Source organism: Streptomyces olivochromogenes, assembly GCF_001514115.1.
In the GTDB taxonomy this organism is placed as follows: Bacteria; Actinomycetota; Actinomycetes; order Streptomycetales; family Streptomycetaceae; genus Streptomyces; species Streptomyces olivochromogenes.
In genome coordinates this window covers 20,964-38,033 of the sequence record NZ_KQ948485.1, presented here as the reverse complement: position 1 = coordinate 38,033, position 17,070 = coordinate 20,964, and the positions used below count along the sequence as shown (strand labels likewise).

Sequence of the window (17,070 nt, the reverse complement as noted above, 5' to 3'; positions counted from 1 at the left end):
CCGCCACGGCCCCGACCCACCCCGCGACCGCGGGCGCACCTCACGATCACCCACGCAACCGCGGGCGCACCCCCACACTCACCCACCCCACGGCAGCCACGCCCGCACCAAGAAGCCCCCATCCCCGTCGGACCCGTGCTCCAGTCGTCCCCCGGCCAGAGTGGCCCGCTCGGTCAGCCCGATCAGCCCCTGCCCGGAACCCGGCACATGCGGCACCTCCCCCGGAGGGGCGGGGTTGCGCACGGACACACTCACACCGTCACCCGGGGCCCCCGAGACACCCACCGTGACCTCGGCCCCCGGAGCGTGCTTACGAGCGTTCGTCAGCCCTTCCTGGGCGATGCGATACACGGTCCGCCCGACGGACGCGGGCACAGCCGCGGCATCGGCGACCCGCAGATCCAGGGCCACCTTCATCCCCGCCTCACGCGACTCGGAGACCAGCGCGTCCAACGCGCCGAGCGTCGGCTGCGGCCGCCCCGCGTCGTCGGAGTCGCCCGCCCGCAGCACCCCGATGATCTCCCGCAGATCCTGCAGGGCCTCGTGCGCGCTCTCCCGGATCACCCCGGCGGCCCGCGCGACCTCCTCGCGAGGCGCGTCCGGCCGGAACTCCAGCGCCCCGGCGTGCACGCTCAACAGCGTCAGCCGGTGCGCGAGCACATCGTGCATCTCGCGCGCGATCGCCTCGCGCGCCAGCCGCTGCGCCTGCTCGGCCCGCAGCGCGGCCTCCGTCTCGGCCCGCCGTGCCCGGTCCCGCAGACTCAGCATGAGCTGCCGCTTGGACCGTACGAACATGCCCCAGCCGACGACCGCCAGGGTCAGCAGCGCGGTGACGGCGATGGCGGCGGCGTAGGACAGATCGGGATCGGGGCGCAGCCAGAAGTAGAGCGGAAGCAGGGCGAACTGGAGACCGGCGACCCCGCCCACGTACTTGAGGGGCCGGTGCACGGCGAGGGTGAAGAGGGCGACCAGGCCTGCGCCGCCGGCGGTGGTCGAGAGCAGTCCGACGGGGATCATCGCCACGGCCAGCCCCAGCGGCCACCGGCGGCGCGACCACACGGCGAGGCAGGCGAGTCCACCGATCCACTGGTCGACGACGGCGAGGGCGTGCGGGGTGTCCGGGTCGCGGGTCAGCGTGTGCGCGGCCATCGCCCCGATGACGACGGCCAGCACGAAGCAGCCGAAGTCGACTATCCAGTCACGCGCGGTACGCCGGGGCCGTCCGCCCCGCCCCGTCCGCTCGGGGTCGAGCTCCGCGACCACGGCCGACGGCAGCAGCCAGCGCCGCCCGGGCAGAACGGGTGCCATCGGCACCGGATTGTCACCACTCACGGTCGACAAATCTACGAGGCCCGCCCCGCGGACAGCTCCCCCGCGGCGGTGATCGTCGACCAAAGTAGCGGCGCCGCATACTTTCGTTCGGACGCACCTCGCCCCGCGGCCCATGAACGTGGGGGGAACCGCGGGGCGAGGATCTTCCGCAAAGCGGCAGAACGGTCAAACCGGTTGACGCAGATGAAGCAGATGAAGCGGTCAAACCAGTCGCACGCGAAGCCCTCGACTCAGCAGCCGAAGTTGATCAGCTTGAACGTGACGTAGTGGTCCGAGGTGTAGTAGTCCTCCTGCGTCTTCTTGCCGGTCACGATGCGCTTGGCGCCACGCGTCGAGGAGCCCGGCGTGATGACGGTGTACTCGTGGTAGTACCCGGTGGACTGGGAGGGCAGGACACCCTCTCGGTTCTGGAAGACGACCCCGTCCTGCGAGTACGGGAAGGGACCGCCGGACGCGATCAGGTCCAACGTGTCGTACGCCTGCGACGGCAGCTTGCTGTAGCAGATGCTGCCCACGGCGGTGGCCGCCGCGTTGGCGGGGACCACGGTGGTGCCGCCGATGAGCAGCGCGGACGTGAAGGCGACCAGGGCGCCGATACGAGTGATTCGTGGGGGGAATCTCATGGCTCTAGGATGACGCGCGTAGACCCTGGCATGTCAATGTCAAGACAGAGGATTTCGCCCGTCAAGTCCGATGAATTTTCCGGGAGTTAACGAAGCCCGACACGACGCCGTGCGCGGTCAGCTGCTCGCGGGGCCTTCGGCGGTAGTGTGCCGAGGGACGGTGCAGTGCGCACACGACGCCATCCACGGTGAGGGGCGATGATCGTTTCGGTGGTGTCGATGCCGGAGGGCGTCGTCGCGCGCACCGGTCTGGCACAGGCCCGGGAGCGCCTCACGGCGACCTCCGGCTTCGTGATCGTGGACATCGACCTGGGAGTCGACCCCCCGCCCGACGAGGAGCCGCTCTCCCGTCGGCTCGGACTGGACGACGCGGCCGGCGAGTGGCTCGGCAGAGCGGACGAGCACGTCCGGGCCGAGTACCACGACGGGACTGCCATCGGCGTCGTTCCGGTGGTCCGCGGCAACGAGGTCACGCATATCCATGTCCTTGCCGACCAGCGCCGCTTCATCACGGTGCATCACGGGCCCGTCGAACTGATCGAGGCCTTCATCGACCAGTTGCCTCAGGACCTGCCCCCCGACGTGGTGACGACGCTGTTCCTGTTTCTGCAAGGGGTCCTGCAGACCTTTCGCCGGGCCGTCACGCAGGCCCATCTGGAGGTCGAGGACCTGGAGGAGGCGATGTTCGAGCGGCGGCAGCCGGAGCATGTCCAACGGCTGGCCCAACTGCGACGGCGCGCGGCCCATCTGCATCGCGCGTTCCTGCCGTACGCCGCGGTCGCCCAGGAGATCCTGGTGCGCCGCAGGATGGCGGATCACCACCTCTCGGAGGAGCGGCAGGCGATGAACCGGCTGCACGAGCACACCGTGCAGCTGGTCCTCGTGGAGATCGAGGCGCTGCGGGACGCGGCCCGGCGGGCCGCGACCAGCTACGCGTCACTCGTCGCCGATCAGCAGAACGTCGTGATCAACAGACTCACGATCGTCTCGATGATCTTCTTGCCGCTGTCGTTCCTGACCGGCTTCTTCGGCATGAACTTCGCCTACCTCACCAACCGGCTGATGAGCGAGGACTCCTTCCTGGAGTTCGGCGTGGGCCTCCAGGTGGGTGCCGTGGTCGTCGCCCTGTACTACGTGCTGTACCGCACGCACTGGCGGCAGTTGCGCGACAGCCGTACCCGCGACGCCGCCGACGACCGGTCCTGATCGCAGCCCGCCGGAGCCCCGGCCCAGCGCGGCCTCAGCCGCCGAGCTCCTGGTACCTGGCCGTCAGGGCCGTGGCGCCCTCCTCCGTGAGGGAGCCGAACAGACGCAGGCGGGAGATGCCTCCGTCGGGGAAGATGTCCACGCGCGCGTGGGTCCCGATCACGGGCGCGGCGAGGACGAAGCGGTGGTTGGTGTCGGGCTGGAGGCGGGTACGGGGGAGGATCTCCGTCCAGTCGCCGTCGTCGCCGTCCTTCACCGACACCGACGCCCAGCCGGCGCTGTTGCCCTTCAGGTACGCCGTGTCGATCTCCAGGGCGCGGATCTCGGACTGGGCGACCACCTGGTATCGGATCCAGTCGTTGCCCTGGTCGCGGCGGCGGCGGGTCTCCCAGCCGTCGTCCATCTTGCGGGAGCGCCCCGGCTGGATGGTGTTCGTGGCGGGTGAGTAGAAGAGGTTGGAGGCGTCCTCGACCCGGCCGCCGTTCTCCAGGGCGAGAACGTCGAAGGTGCCGAGCGCGGAGAGCCACTCCGGGTCGGCCACGACCTCGCCGTGCACGCGCAGCCGGGCGATGCCGCCGTCGGGGTGCTGGTTGACGCGGAGGTGGGTGAAGCGCTGCTCGACGGAGACGGCGAAGCCGTTGGCGGCGTGACCGCCGACCGCCGTGCGCGGTACGAGCGTCGTCCACTTCACGTCGTCCGCGAGGAGCTCCTCCGGTGACGGGGAGCCGGGCACCGAGGCACCCTCGACCGACACCGCCTGGGGGTAGTTGCCGCGGAAGTGGGCCGTGTCGACCACCACTCCGCGTACGACACCGGGTGCGCCGAGCCGGACGAGCGCCCAGTCGTGGTCCTCGGCCGTCGGCCACGGGTGCTCGGCCGAGGCGCCGCGGCGCCGCCGGGTCTCCCAGCCGTCCATGACCTTGCCCTTGTGCCCGAAGTGCTCGGGGTCGAACTCGGCCCGCCCGGGCAGCAGGAGGTTCTCGCGCTGGGCGAAGAACTCGTCGTTGGCGGCGATGACCCCGGCGCCGAGCTGCCGGTCCGCGAGGTTGGCGTACTGGGTGAAGGGAAAGTCGGCGGTGCGGTGGTCCGCGTACGGGTCGCCGCCTCCGTAGGGGTTCGCGTCGCCGGTGAAGTGAGGAATCGCCGTCACGTTGATCAGGTCTGCCTTTCGAGGTCGGCCGCTACGGGGGCGGGTGCGGGTTCGTTCGAGGACTACGGGGTGCGCGTCAGGAGTTCGCCGCGGGGGGCGCCGAACTCGCCGTCGGCCACGATGCGCTCGCCCCGCAGCCAGGTGGACTTCACGACCCCGCTGAGCGTTCGGCCGGCGTAGGCCGTGACCCGGTTGCGGTGCTGCAGCGCGGCGGGATCCACGGTGAAGGTCTCGTCGGGGGCGAGGACGGCGAAGTCGGCGTCAAGGCCCACCGCGATGGCGCCCTTGCGGGAGTCCAGGCCGACGAGTCGGGCGGTGCGCGTGGACATCCAGCGGACCACGTCCTCCAGGCTGTGGCCGCGCTTGCGGGCCTCCGTCCAGACCGCCGACAGGCTCAGCTGGAGCCCGGAGATACCGCCCCAGGCGGTCGCGAAGTCGTCCGTCTTCAGGTCGGCCGTGGACGGCGAGTGGTCGGTGACGACGCAGTCGATCGTGCCGTCGGCCAGCGCCTGCCACAGCAGGTCCTGGTTGGCGGCCTCGCGGATGGGCGGGCAGCACTTGAACTCGCTCGCCCCGTCCGGGACTTCCTCCGCCGTCAGGGTCAGGTAGTGGGGGCAGGTCTCCACCGTGATCCGCACGCCCGCACGTTTGGCGTCGGCGATCAGGGGCAGCGCGTCGGAGGACGACAGGTGCAGCACGTGCACACGCGCGTGAAGGCGTTCGGCCTGCGCGATGAGGTTGCCGATGGCGGTGTCCTCTGCGTCGCGCGGGCGCGAGGCCAGGAAGTCGGCGTATTTCCGGCCGCCCTTCTGAGGGGCGGCGGCGAGGTGGTGCGGATCCTCGGCGTGCACGATGAGCAGGCCGTCGAACGCGGCGATCTCGGCCAGGGACCGGGCCAGTTGCTCCTGGTCCAGCTCGGGGAACTCGTCCACGCCGGACGGCGACAGGAAGGCCTTGAAGCCGAAGACTCCCGCGTCGTGCAGCGGGCGCAGGTGCTTGACGTTGTCGGGGAGGGCACCGCCCCAGAAGCCGACGTCGATGTGCGCCTTGGAACGGGCGACGTCCTGCTTCGTACGGAGGTGGTCGGCCGTGGTCGTCGGCGGGAGGGAGTTGAGCGGCATGTCGACCAGGGTGGTGATGCCGCCGGCCGCGGCGGCGCGCGTCGCGGTCCAGAAGCCCTCCCACTCGGTACGGCCGGGGTCGTTGACGTGCACATGGGTGTCGACCAGGCCCGGCAGGAGGACGTCGCCGCCGAAGTCCTCCAGGCGGGCGCCGGGCGGCACCTCGGCGTCGTACGCGAGCACGGCCGTGATCCTGCCCGCGGCGACCGCGACCGTGGCGGCGCGCGTCCCTTCGGGAGTGATGACGCGCGTCGAGCGCAGCATCAGTTCGACCCATCCGACGTCGGACACCCGGACCCCTCTCTCTGCCGCTGTCGACTCCCGCTGCCGCAGTTAACTTCCACGTAACGGAATTCAACGTTCTGTTGAAGGAGTCTTCACTCAAGCCCTCGCGTCGTCAAGGGCTCACCCCTCCACCCTGCCCCCGAACGCACCCCTCTGGATATTTCCACGGAATGGAATTAGAATTCCACAGAGCAGAACTTAGCTACGTAGCCCCAAGGAGTCAACCAAGTCCCGGGTAGGCTGCATCACTGCCTGTCAGCCCTGAAAGGACCGCGCCGTGCCTGCGTCCAGCGCCAGCACCTCCGACGACGCCAAGTCAGCCGCCCCGAGCGGTGGTGTCCAGTCCCTCGAGCGCGCCTTCGACCTGCTCGAGCGCATGGCCGACGCCGGCGGGGAGGTCGGCCTGAGCGAGCTCTCGGTGAGCAGCGGGCTGCCGCTGCCCACCATCCACCGCCTCATGCGCACGCTCGTGGCCTGCGGTTACGTGCGCCAGCAGGCGAACCGCAGGTACGCGCTCGGCCCCCGCCTGATCCGCCTGGGCGAGTCCGCCTCCCGGCTGCTCGGCACCTGGGCGCGCCCCTATCTCGCCCGTCTGGTCGAGGAGACCGGCGAGACCGCGAACATGGCGCTGCTCGACGGGGACGAGATCGTGTACGTGGCCCAGGTGCCCTCCAAGCACTCGATGCGCATGTTCACCGAGGTGGGCCGCCGGGTGCTGCCGCACTCCACGGGCGTGGGCAAGGCCCTGCTCGCGAACACCCCGGCGGACGAGGTGCGCGCGCTGCTCGCCCGTACCGGCATGCCCGCCGCGACGGACAAGACGATCACCACCCCGGACGGCTTCCTCACCGCGCTGGAGGAGGTGCGCCGGCTCGGTTACGCGGTGGACGACAACGAGCAGGAGATCGGCGTGCGCTGCCTCGCCGTCTCGGTCCCCGACTCCCCCACAGCCGCCGCCATCTCGATCTCCGGTCCCGCGGGCCGGGTCACGGACGTGGCCACGGAGAAGATCGTGCCCGTGCTCCAGCAGGTCGCGGCGGAACTGTCGGAGGCGCTGGCGAGCTCAGGCCCGACGGCCTGACGACCTGACGCCGTTCGCGGCGCGCCAGGGCCTGTCCGGCGGATCAGGTCGCAGGAAACGGGCGGGGTCTCATCGATGCTGCCAAGCCCCGCGTCTCGATGCCGCCAAGCCCCGCGTCCGCGGCATGATCCGCCGGACAGGTCCTAGAGCCGGGGCGGCCACCGTCAGGACCGGGCAGCGGCGTGCGCCGACACCCGGCGCCGGACCGCGGCCCTACGAGCCCCCACCGACACGGGTGGCGAGGCGCCCCGCGGTCAGCCTGCGCACCCACTCCCGCACGGGCACCCCCGGCATCCGCTCCTCCTGGCGCCGCTGCATCTCCCGCTCCCCACGATCGGTGAGGCGGTGGTCGCTTCCGTCGCCGGGGAGGCTCCCCTTCCCGCAGACGTCTCCGGTGTCGATCGACATCGCTCCACTCCCCTTCCCAGGCCAATGCGGTGGGACGATTTCCCCTGGTCCCCGAAGTCTGTACGCTGATTGGCCTGCCCCACAGGGCCAATGCAAGGGAGTTGGCATGGTGAACGGACCGGTGGTCCACGGAATGGACAGGACGCTGGGAAGCCGGCAGCTCGCCGCGCTGCTGTCCGCCGTGCCCCACCCCGACGGCCGCCCCGGGTATCGCGCGCTCGCCGAAGGTGTACGCAGGCTGCTCCTCGACGGTCGGATCGCGCTGCATGTCCGGCTGCCCGCCGAGCGCGAGCTGGCCTCCGCGCTCACGGTCAGCCGGGCCACGGTGACGGCGGCGTACGACCTGCTGCGGGAGGACGGGTTCGCGCGGAGCCGGCGGGGCGCGGGGACGTGGACGGAGCTGCCCGACGGCCACCGCCCTGCCAATGTGGCCTCCTTCTCGGCCGAGGACGGGGTGATCGACCTGGCCATCGCGGCGCCCGGCGCGCCCGAGGCGGAGCTCGCCGCGGCCTTCGCGGAGGCGGGCGTCCTGCTGGCCCAGCGGGCCTCGACACCCGGCTTTCACCCCTATGGGATCCCGGAGTTGAGGGCCGCCGTCGCCGAACGGTTCACCCGGCGCGGGCTGCCGACGCTGCCGGACCAGATCCTCATCACGAACGGGGCGCAGCAGGCCCTTTCGCTGACGCTCGGGCTGCTCGGTCGGCCCGGTGACCGGATCCTGGTCGAGAACCCCTTGTATCCGAACGCGCTCGACGCGATGCGCCGCGTCGGACTGCGCACCGCTCCCGTTCCCGTCACGGCGGAGGGCTGGGACCCGGAGCTGATCGACAGCGCACTGCGACAGGCGGCGCCACGGCTCGCGTATCTGATCCCCGACTTCCACAATCCGACGGGCCATCTGATGCCGCCCGAACAGCGCCTGTCCGTGCTCGAGTCGGCGCGCGCGACCGGCACCTGGCTGGTGATCGACGAGACGATGACGGACCTCGCGCTGGATGTTCCCGGAGCCCCGCCGTTCGCCTCGCTCGCACCGCGCGGGATGGGTGAACAGGTCGTGACCGTGGGGTCGTTGAGCAAGACGCACTGGGGCGGGCTGCGCCTCGGCTGGGTGCGGGCGGGATCCCGGCTGATCACGGAGCTGGCGACCGCGCGGGTGCCCGCGGACAAGAGTGGTTCGGTCCTCGACCAGTTGGTCGGGCTCGGACTGCTGGCGCGCACGGACGAGGTGCTGCGCGAGCGGCTGCCGCGGCTGCGCGCCCAGCGGGACGCGCTCGCTGACTCACTGGCCCGTCATCTCCCCGACTGGCGCTGGCAGTTGCCGCCCGGCGGGCTGACGCTGTGGATCGACCTGGGCCGCCCGATCGCCTCGTCGCTGGCCCGCGCGGCCCTGGCCCAGGGCCTGCGCATCGAGGGCGGTGCCCGCTTCGGCGCCGACCCGGGCACCCATGAACACCGGCTGCGCTTCCCCTACACCCTGCCGTCCGAGGTGCTCGAGGAGGCCGTACTCCGGCTCACGACCGCCCTGGACAGCGGGCTCAACGCGGCCGGAGCGGAGGCGTCCCGCCCGCAGTGGGTGGTGTGAGCAGCACTCCGGAGACACACCCCGGAGAAGGCTCGGGCCCCCTCAAGGGCGCCGGGGCGGCTCCCCGAACAGCTCCACCGCGCTGCGTACGCCCGCGAGGCCGGTCGACAGCGCGCTGACCGAGCCGATCGCGCCCGCGATCAGCAGCAGGGAGCGGCGCAGCCGGGGTATCTCGGGCATGCCGCTGAGGGCCATCGCCGCGAGCGCGGCGAGCTCGTCCTCGGCGATGCCCCGGTCGGGGAACTCGGCCGGATGCGTGGCGAGTTCACGGCGCAGCCGGGAGACGGCGGTCCGCAGTTCCGCCACCCTCGGATCCTCGTCGCTGCCGGTCACTGGCCTCTGTCCCAAGCTCCGCAACACAGCTCGCCCCCTCGCACGTCCTTGTGCGCACGCCCTTCGCCGGTCTGTCCCACACCCCATGGCGATGGTCGGGCGCCGGGGGACGCGGGCCAGTAAACGCCACCCGATGCGGTGGCGCCACCGCGGGGACCGAAATTCAGCCCCGCGAGACCGTGCCCTCGGCGCCGGGTCCGGTATGCAGGAGGTATGACGCAGAGGGAAGACGACGTATGACGCACGAAGAAGACCAGGTGGCCGGGCTGCTTCTCGCGGCGGGCGGGGGGCGACGGCTCGGCGGGCGGCCCAAGGCGCTGCTCGAACACCGGGGGCGCCCCCTCGTGGAGTACGCGGTGGGGGTGCTGCGCGCGGCCGGGTGCACGCGCGTCCACGTGGTGCTGGGGGCGCGGGCCGACGCCGTACGGGAGCGGGCGCGGCTCGACGGGTGTGTGCTCGTGGACAACCCGGAGTGGGAGCACGGCATGGGTTCGTCACTACGGGCCGGGCTCGGCTCGCTCGCCGGCACGGGCGCGCGGGCGGCACTGGTCTCGCTGGTCGACCAGCCCGGCATCGGGCCGCGGGCGGTCGCGCGGGTGCTCGCCGGCTACCAGGACGACACCTCGCTGGTTTCCGCGGCGTACGACGGCGTGCGCGGCCATCCCGTCCTCTTCGGCGCCGCCCACTGGGCCGGTGTCGCGGCGAGTGCCACCGGTGACCGGGGGGCACGCGCCTATCTGAAGGAGCACGAGGCGGCGATCACGCTCGTCGAGTGCGGTGACGTGGCTGAGCCGTACGACATCGACACGGAGGACGATCTGGGACACCTTGAGTGAACGGCGTGGCACTGAGCGCCACGGTGCCTCGACCTGGAGAATCTCGACATCAACAAACCATTGAACTTCCACCATGAGGAAACTACTATCCACTGTTCAGAAGCGCCGGGCTGCTCTCCAGGCGCTGATCGCCCCACCCGGGTCGCCTGGCACCCGGTGCCACGCTCGCTGAAGGAAGTGACAGCTCATGTCCGCACCAGCGCCGTCTCCGCTGGCCATCGTCGACGCCGAGCCCCTGCCCCGGCAGGAAGAGGTCCTCACCGACGCGGCCCTCGCCTTCGTGGCCGAGCTGCACCGGTTGTTCACGCCCCGGCGTGACGAGCTCCTTGCCCGCCGCGCGGAGCGCCGCGCCGAGATCGCCCGCACCTCCACGCTCGACTTCCTCCCCCAGACCGCAGCCATCCGCGCGGACGACTCCTGGAAGGTGGCCCCCGCTCCGGCCGCCCTGAACGACCGCCGTGTCGAGATCACCGGCCCCACCGACCGCAAGATGACCATCAACGCCCTCAACTCGGGCGCGAAGGTGTGGCTCGCGGACTTCGAGGACGCCTCGGCGCCCACCTGGGAGAACGTGGTCACCGGTCAGCTCAACCTGATCGACGCGTACACCCGCAGCATCGACTTCACGGACCCGAAGTCCGGGAAGTCGTACGCCCTGAAGGCGAACGACGAGCTCGCGACGGTCGTCATGCGGCCACGCGGCTGGCATCTGAACGAGCGTCACCTCGTCGACGCGGACGGCACCCCCGTCCCCGGCGCGCTCGTCGACTTCGGCCTGTACTTCTTCCACAACGCGCAGCGCCTGCTCGACCTCGGCAAGGGCCCGTACTTCTACCTCCCGAAGACGGAGTCGCATCTGGAGGCCCGCCTCTGGAACGACGTCTTCGTCTTCGCGCAGGACTACGTCGGCATCCCGCAGGGCACCGTCCGCGCGACCGTCCTGATCGAGACGATCACGGCGGCGTACGAGATGGAGGAGATCCTCTACGAACTCCGCGACCACGCCTCCGGGTTGAACGCGGGTCGCTGGGACTACCTCTTCTCCATCGTCAAGAACTTCCGTGACGGCGGCCAGAAGTTCGTGCTGCCTGACCGCAACGCGGTGACGATGACGGCCCCGTTCATGCGTGCCTACACCGAACTCCTCGTCCGCACCTGCCACAAGCGCGGCGCGCACGCGATCGGCGGCATGGCGGCGTTCATCCCCTCCCGGCGCGACGAAGAGGTCAACAAGGTCGCCTTCGAGAAGGTCAAGGCCGACAAGGACCGCGAGGCGGGCGACGGTTTCGACGGCTCGTGGGTGGCCCACCCGGACCTGGTCCCGATCGCGATGGCCTCCTTCGACGCCGTCCTCGGCGAGAAGCCGAACCAGAAGGACCGGCTGCGCGAGGACGTGTCGGTCGCCGCCGGGGACCTGATCGCCGTCGACTCCCTCGACGCCAGGCCGACGTACGACGGTCTGGTCAACGCGGTCCAGGTCGGTATCCGTTACATCGAGGCCTGGCTGCGCGGGCTCGGCGCGGTCGCCATCTTCAACCTCATGGAGGACGCGGCCACCGCCGAGATCTCCCGCTCGCAGATCTGGCAGTGGATCAACGCGGGTGTCGAGTTCGAGCACGCGGGGAACACCGTGAAGGCCACCCCGGAGCTGGCCCGCGAGGTCGCGGCCGAGGAGCTGGCGAACATCCGCGCCGAGATCGGTGAGGAGGCCTTCGCGGCCGGCCACTGGCAGCAGGCCCACGACCTGCTCCTGGAGGTCGCTCTCGACGAGAACTACGCCGACTTCCTGACGCTGCCGGCGTACGAGCAGCTCAGGGGCTGACCTCCGAGGCGGCTCACTTGTCCGAGTGGCCCAGGGACCTTCCCGGGGCCACTCGGTCGCGTACAAGCTTCTTCACGGCCGTCGGTTCCGGGAAGCCCTGCTCGCGCCGGTCCCAGACCACCTCGTCGTTCACGCGGACGACGAACACGCCGCCGGTGCCGGGCTTCAGGGACAGCTCGGTGAGTTCCGTCTCGAAGGTGGTGAGCAGCTCCTGGGCCAGCCAGGCCGCGCGGGGCAGCCACCGGCACTGGGTGCAGTATTCGATCTGGACGCGCTGGACGTCTGTCATCCGAGGTGCACCGACCAATCCTGTTCCGCCGCCGGTTTGCCGTGCAGGTCGGGGACCCGCTTGAGCCAGTTCGGGCGGCCCTGCTGGGTTTTCGTCGCGCGGTCCGCGTCCTCGGCCGCGAGCTGTTCACGGCTCGGGAAGTCCCTGGGGAGCCAGTCCGCGGAGGCCTTCACACGGGCGAGGAGATAGCGGACGTAGGCCTCGCGCGCCTCGTCCGGGGTCGCGAAACCGGGTTCTTCCGCCAGCCAGGCGTCCGGCACCGCGGCGGTGACCTCGCGCAGCAGCTCCTCCGTCACCTTGGGCGCCAGTTCCGCGTCGGCGGCGCGGGTGTCCGGGGCGTAGCCGCCGAGGGCGTGGTTGCGGAAGTCGTACGCCTTCTCCGGTGCCGAGGCGTCCCAGCGGTGGTGGAAGACGAGGGCGGCGCCGTGGTCGATCAGCCACAGCCGCGGGGGCGCGATGCCGAACGTCGGCCAGACCATCAGGTTCGAGCTGTGCACCGTGCGGTCCACGTTGACCGTGAGGGCATCCAGCCAGATCACCTTGCCCGCCTCCAGCGGGTCGACGGGGAACGTCCTGGCCGTCTCCGGGGTGAAGTCCTTCGCGCCCGGCAGATAGTCCATGCCGAGGTTGATCCCCGCACTGACGCGCAGCAGGTCCTGGACCTCCTGGTGCGGCTCGTGCTCGGCGACGGCCGGGTCGAAGTGGACGAGGACCAGCTCGGGGAAGCGCAGCCCGAGGGCGCGCGCCAGCTCACCGACGATCACCTCGGCGACCAGCGCCTTGCGGCCCTGCGCGGAGCCCGTGAACTTCACGACGTACGTCCCCAGGTCATCGGCCTCGACGACTCCGGGCACGGAACCACCGGCCCGCAGGGGTGTGATGTAGCGGGTTGCAGTGACCTCTCTCAGCATTTTCTCAGGCCATTCTTCTCTTTAGCCTTACAATCCACACCCAACCTCAGGCGTGCGCAACAGCGAGAAGTATCCATCATCAGCCCTGGGGAGAATGCTGGGGAGTTTCCACTGGCATGCAGATCCCCCGGCCTCCCCAGCAGTCCGTCAATGGCCGTCCGGCCCTTGCTTCCGGCCTCCGACATGAAGTGAGCATAGTAACCGAGGGTGATCGCTGGCGAGGAGTGCCCGAGCCACCGCGCCACGGTCACTACGGACTCTCCCGCCTCCAGCATGATGGAGGCGTAGGTATGCCGCAGCACGTGGAAGCCGTCCTTCGGCGCCGCCTCCCACTGCCAGTTCTTCGCCCCCTCGGCGCGCGGCGGGATGATTCCTGCCTTGGCCAACGCGGGCTTCCAGGTGTAGGTGTTCCACGCGTTCACCGCAATGGCGTTGCCGAATCGCGTAGTGACCAGCAGAGCGAACTTCTTTCGCTGCCCCTCCGCCTCCGGCCTTCCCCACGGGAGCTCTACCTTCACCGGCGGAAACGCCTCGACATGGCGCTTCAGCTCCTCGGCCACCGAGGAGGGCATGTCGACGACACGGGTCTTCTTCCCCTTCGGCAGGGCGAAGTACAGCCTCCCCTTGAGCGCCTGGACTTGGCGGCGGACATGAATCACTCCTCTCGCGTAGTCGACGTCCTCCGGGCTCAATCCGAACACCTCGCCCTGACGAAGCCCGCATCCCAGACCGAGGACGACGGTTATCCGATTGCGCGGGTTGATGACGTCGCGGACTCGCATCGCCGTCGCCAACGGCCAAGCGTCGCGTCGCTCCTGTGGCGCCTTGGGCCACCGCACGGACTTCGCGTGCATGGGGTTCCCGGCGAGCCGCTTGTCATCAACGGCCGCCTCCAGAATTGAGGAGAGTTCGGACAGGATGCCGCGCTGGTAGTCGACCGAGGAGACGGTTGACTCCAACTTGGCTATGTACGCTCGCAGGTCCGCCGCCGTGATGTTCCTGAGGGGGAGTTGCCCCAGGTGCGGAATGATGTGAAGGCGTGCCCTCCGCTCCTGGTTGTCCTGGGTCTTCGGAACACCGCCTCTGCCCGGCGCCCAGTGCATCGCGATGTAGTCGGCCAGCGTGATGGATCCGTCGCGCGGGTCTACGAACTCGCCCCGCTCCTCGTCCGTGGCTGCCCGACGAAGCCACGCCTTGGCGTCCTCCAGGGTGTCGAAGGATCGGTCCCGGACCCCAGGTATGCCGGCGGCCTTGTATCGCTTCCCCTTGCCGTAGCGGGCGGTTCGCTCTCGTTTCCCGGTTACCGGGTCCTTCTTCTTCTTGATCCAACGGTCTTCTATGTAGCCGGCCAGGTGAGTCTCCTTATTCGAGGGGAGGTGAAAGCGGCGTTCAACGACATACGGCGCGTCAGGCGCTGGGGCCGCTATCGCGATGCTGCGGAGCTGAGCTCAGCGGGTTGAGGGCCGCATTCGACCGCGAATCGGCCTGCTCCTGCTCCCAAACCCAGGCGTCGAGGACTTCCAGCCTGTACATGACGCGGCCTCGTGGACCCATGCGGAAGCTCGGCGGTCCCTGCCGCCGGTGGCGCCAGACGTAGAGCGTGTGCGGGGAGAGGCCGAGGTACTCGGCGGCATCCTTGACGTTGAGGAATGCGGCGCGTGCGGCGCCCGCAGGAGCGGGTGCGGCAGATGGAAGAGGCAGCGATCTTGTAGGCATGGAAGTAATGGTCACCACGATCACCGGTTTGGCTAACCGGCGATGGTGGCCTATGTTGCGCTCGCGCTAGGCAAGAGGTTTGTCCCGATCTGCCAGTCACGCCCCCGAGATTCCGCACCACGACACGCTCAGGAACTCCAATGGCACGGTCCCGGTGCCGAGTTGCAGCACCGGGGTACGCCTCACCATGCACGAGGACGGCCCTATCGGGGCGGTAGCCGCGTTGCAGCAGGTCCTCGCCGAACAGGCCGACCGCGCAGACGCAAACACACAGCCTGGTGGACACGGCCGTACTCCCCCCGCCGCCTGGCCGAACCAGGCGTTCAATGCGCCGAATGCCAAGAGGACAGGGGAAGTGAAGCGGGCGAATCGAATAGCGGAATCCGACAGACGGGCCTCCCAAGTAGGGACCATGCCAGCGAGGCAGCCCGGTGCGGTGTGGGGTTCCGAATCAATCGCAACCCTGGCCACACCCCACCGGAGTACTGCACCCATCTGACCTGGTGTTTTCCGGGACGTTGTACGTTGACATGCTCCCGACGGAGGTTTCCAGTCTTTTGGAGTTCTTTCTTGTCTGCCGTGGGCGAATTGTCCTTCGACATCGAAGATAGTCGCGTGCAGCGCGCGGGTCTGGGGCGACTGGGTTGGATGTCAATGGGTGCGGCTCGTCTCGAGTGAGCCAGGTGTGCTGTCTCGTGAGGTTGGTGCCGCTAGGCGGAACTAGTGGTGCTGGTCGGCAGGGCCTGCTGATAGAGCGCCACCAACACACCGTGCACGGGCTGGCCCTCTGCATCCTCCTCGGCCTCATGGACCAGTTGGGCAAGGGCCTCGCCGAGTTCTCTTGCCTTCGCAGGGCTCAGCCGCAGGTGGCGAAGTGTCAGGTGGGTCTCGACGGGAGAGCGGTCCAGCTCCTGGGCGACCGCGGCGAGCGTCGCGGCGGTGCCTGTCGCTTGGGGTTCGGCGACGACCATCTGGCGGGCCGTGCGCTGGTAGTACTGCTCGGTGCCGCCGCGGACCTGGCGCGTCTCGGCGATGTGAACCAGCCCGGCCTCGCGGAGCACCTTGAGGTGGTGGGCCACGTTGCCCTTCTTCGCGTCGAGCTGTGCCGCGAGCTGGCTGGTGGTGGCCGGCCGGTGGCCCAGGGCGAGGAGCAACCGCTGACGCAATGAGTGAGAGAGCGCCGCGAACTGCTCAGGCGCACCGATCTCCAGGACGTCCTCAGGAGGCGGCGGATAGGGAGGCTGATCACGCATAGCAAAAGTGTCTAAACCCTTTGACGCTTTTGCAAGGGCAGTGCTCTACTCCCCGCCATGACGACTCCGACGAAGCTTGCGCCGGCCCCTGTCATCGACGAGACGGCCCGGCTGCTGACCGAGCACTACGTTTTCCCCGAGATAGCTGAGCAGCTGGCCGGCCTGCTGCAACGACGCCTCACCGAGGGCGCCTACGACGTCGACGACGCCGAGGAGCTCGCCCGTCTGGTCACCGCGGACCTGCAGTCCGTCAACGGCGACCGGCACCTGAGACTGAAGCACCACGCCGACCCGGTCTCCCCGAAGCAGGGGGCGGCCACCCGGGACTCCATGCGCCGGGACTTCGACTCCTCTCTGGGCGGTGCGCCCCGGGTTCAGTTGCTCGACGGAGGGGTCGCCGTGGTGGAGCTGGCACCGATGCTGTTTCCGCTGGAGTGGGCCGCCGAACCGCTGAGCGCCGCGCTCACCCTGGCCTCCCGCGCCCAGGCGCTGATCGTGGACCTTCGCGCCAACCGGGGCGGCGACCCGGACACGGTCGCCTTCGTCTGCAGTTACCTGCTCGACGAGCGCACCCACCTCAACACCATGTACTGGCGCGGCGGCGAGCGCAGCGAGCAGTCCTGGAGCCAGCCGCACGTTCCCGGCGCACGCTTCGGCGGCAGCAAGCCGTTGTATGTGCTGTCCAGCGACAGCACCTTCTCTGCCGCTGAGGAGCTGGCGTACGACCTCCAGCAGCTCGGCCGCGCCGTTGTCGTCGGAGAGCCCACCCGCGGCGGCGCGCACCCGTGCCAGGGCTGGACCCTGCACCCACACCTGGAAGCCACCGTCCCCGTCGGCCGCGCCATCAACCCCGTCTCCAGCATGAATTGGGAGGGCATCGGTGTGCAGCCGGACATCCCTTGCTCCGCTGCTGACTCCCTCGACCACACTCACGCCCTGGCCCTCGCCCGACTGGCAGACTGACCCAGTCCAGCTCATTGGCAGCACTGCGCGCAGCGCCTCCCCCTACTCACCCCGGCGACTGACCTCGCCGGCGGGGCCCCGTCTCCGGCGGCCCCCAGCGCGCTCACCCCGCACGACTAGATGATCAATTCCAAGGGATGCCTGCGGAGGGTGTGGGGT

17 protein-coding genes are annotated in these 17,070 nt (G+C 69.9%); 6 read left to right on the top strand and 11 right to left on the bottom strand.

Annotated elements, in window-relative coordinates; translation table 11 throughout:
* Positions 1 to 78: 78 nt before the first annotated feature.
* Positions 79 to 1,308 (bottom strand): sensor histidine kinase, encoded by a 1,230-nt coding sequence (locus AQJ27_RS47210; RefSeq protein WP_235613941.1) that lies wholly within the window; start codon positions 1,306 to 1,308, stop codon positions 79 to 81.
* Between the two features lie 254 nt (positions 1,309 to 1,562).
* Positions 1,563 to 1,955, bottom strand: coding sequence for a guanyl-specific ribonuclease (locus AQJ27_RS47205; protein WP_067384179.1), 393 nt, complete (start codon positions 1,953 to 1,955; stop codon positions 1,563 to 1,565).
* A 198-nt stretch (positions 1,956 to 2,153) separates the two neighbouring features.
* Between AQJ27_RS47205 and AQJ27_RS47200 the strand changes: the two genes are divergently transcribed.
* Positions 2,154 to 3,161 carry a magnesium transporter CorA family protein gene (locus tag AQJ27_RS47200; RefSeq protein WP_079065831.1) on the top strand — a complete coding sequence of 336 codons (1,008 nt, stop codon included), beginning with the start codon at positions 2,154 to 2,156 and terminating at the stop codon, positions 3,159 to 3,161.
* Between the two features lie 34 nt (positions 3,162 to 3,195).
* On the opposite strand, the gene alc is transcribed toward AQJ27_RS47200, so the two are convergent.
* Both alc and allB read right to left on the bottom strand, forming a co-directional pair.
* A complete protein-coding gene (gene alc / locus AQJ27_RS47195) occupies positions 3,196 to 4,311 on the bottom strand; it encodes an allantoicase (protein WP_067384176.1) in 1,116 nt (371 codons plus the stop codon).
* Between the two features lie 62 nt (positions 4,312 to 4,373).
* Positions 4,374 to 5,696, bottom strand: a complete 1,323-nt coding sequence (gene allB / locus AQJ27_RS47190; RefSeq protein ID WP_096240528.1) for an allantoinase AllB — start codon at positions 5,694 to 5,696, stop codon at positions 4,374 to 4,376.
* A gap of 298 nt (positions 5,697 to 5,994) precedes the next feature.
* On the opposite strand from allB, the gene AQJ27_RS47185 reads away from it, so the two are divergent.
* Positions 5,995 to 6,798 carry an IclR family transcriptional regulator gene (locus AQJ27_RS47185; RefSeq protein ID WP_067384170.1) on the top strand — a complete coding sequence of 268 codons (804 nt, stop codon included), beginning with the start codon at positions 5,995 to 5,997 and terminating at the stop codon, positions 6,796 to 6,798.
* A gap of 213 nt (positions 6,799 to 7,011) precedes the next feature.
* On the opposite strand, the gene AQJ27_RS47180 is transcribed toward AQJ27_RS47185, so the two are convergent.
* Entirely contained in the window at positions 7,012 to 7,206 is a 195-nt protein-coding gene (locus AQJ27_RS47180) for a hypothetical protein (protein ID WP_067384167.1), read from the bottom strand.
* A 106-nt stretch (positions 7,207 to 7,312) separates the two neighbouring features.
* Between AQJ27_RS47180 and yczR the strand changes: the two genes are divergently transcribed.
* The gene (gene yczR, locus AQJ27_RS47175; RefSeq protein WP_067384164.1) at positions 7,313 to 8,788 is read left to right on the top strand and encodes a MocR-like transcription factor YczR; all 1,476 of its coding nucleotides are present in this window, start codon (positions 7,313 to 7,315) and stop codon (positions 8,786 to 8,788) included.
* Positions 8,789 to 8,830: 42 nt separating this feature from the next.
* Here the strand turns inward: yczR and AQJ27_RS47170 are convergent, their stop codons facing one another.
* A complete protein-coding gene (locus AQJ27_RS47170; protein WP_054237073.1) occupies positions 8,831 to 9,148 on the bottom strand; it encodes a DUF5955 family protein in 318 nt (105 codons plus the stop codon).
* 209 nt (positions 9,149 to 9,357) lie between these two features.
* On the opposite strand from AQJ27_RS47170, the gene AQJ27_RS47165 reads away from it, so the two are divergent.
* Positions 9,358 to 9,957 carry a nucleotidyltransferase family protein gene (locus tag AQJ27_RS47165; protein WP_067384161.1) on the top strand — a complete coding sequence of 200 codons (600 nt, stop codon included), beginning with the start codon at positions 9,358 to 9,360 and terminating at the stop codon, positions 9,955 to 9,957.
* A 187-nt stretch (positions 9,958 to 10,144) separates the two neighbouring features.
* Positions 10,145 to 11,779: a malate synthase A gene (gene aceB, locus AQJ27_RS47160; protein ID WP_067384158.1), complete on the top strand. Its 1,635-nt coding sequence runs from the start codon at positions 10,145 to 10,147 to the stop codon at positions 11,777 to 11,779.
* A gap of 13 nt (positions 11,780 to 11,792) precedes the next feature.
* Here aceB and AQJ27_RS47155 read toward each other — a convergent pair whose 3' ends face one another.
* The 5 genes from AQJ27_RS47155 to AQJ27_RS47140 form a co-directional block, all read right to left on the bottom strand.
* Positions 11,793 to 12,068 carry an Rdx family protein gene (locus AQJ27_RS47155; protein ID WP_054237070.1) on the bottom strand — a complete coding sequence of 92 codons (276 nt, stop codon included), beginning with the start codon at positions 12,066 to 12,068 and terminating at the stop codon, positions 11,793 to 11,795.
* Positions 12,065 to 12,979 (bottom strand): HipA family kinase, encoded by a 915-nt coding sequence (locus AQJ27_RS47150; RefSeq protein WP_067384155.1) that lies wholly within the window; start codon positions 12,977 to 12,979, stop codon positions 12,065 to 12,067. The genes AQJ27_RS47155 and AQJ27_RS47150 overlap by 4 nt, the downstream gene beginning before the upstream one ends.
* Entirely contained in the window at positions 12,973 to 14,082 is a 1,110-nt protein-coding gene (locus AQJ27_RS47145) for a tyrosine-type recombinase/integrase (RefSeq protein WP_235613938.1), read from the bottom strand. Before AQJ27_RS47145 ends, AQJ27_RS47150 begins: the two co-directional genes overlap by 7 nt.
* Before the next feature lie 304 nt (positions 14,083 to 14,386).
* On the bottom strand, positions 14,387 to 14,695 hold the full coding sequence (locus AQJ27_RS53920; RefSeq protein ID WP_079065843.1) for a helix-turn-helix transcriptional regulator: 309 nt from the start codon (positions 14,693 to 14,695) through the stop codon (positions 14,387 to 14,389).
* A 710-nt stretch (positions 14,696 to 15,405) separates the two neighbouring features.
* On the bottom strand, positions 15,406 to 15,948 hold the full coding sequence (locus AQJ27_RS47140; RefSeq protein WP_067384152.1) for an ArsR/SmtB family transcription factor: 543 nt from the start codon (positions 15,946 to 15,948) through the stop codon (positions 15,406 to 15,408).
* A 57-nt stretch (positions 15,949 to 16,005) separates the two neighbouring features.
* On the opposite strand from AQJ27_RS47140, the gene AQJ27_RS47135 reads away from it, so the two are divergent.
* Positions 16,006 to 16,911 (top strand): S41 family peptidase, encoded by a 906-nt coding sequence (locus AQJ27_RS47135; protein WP_067384149.1) that lies wholly within the window; start codon positions 16,006 to 16,008, stop codon positions 16,909 to 16,911.
* Positions 16,912 to 17,070 lie beyond the last annotated feature (159 nt).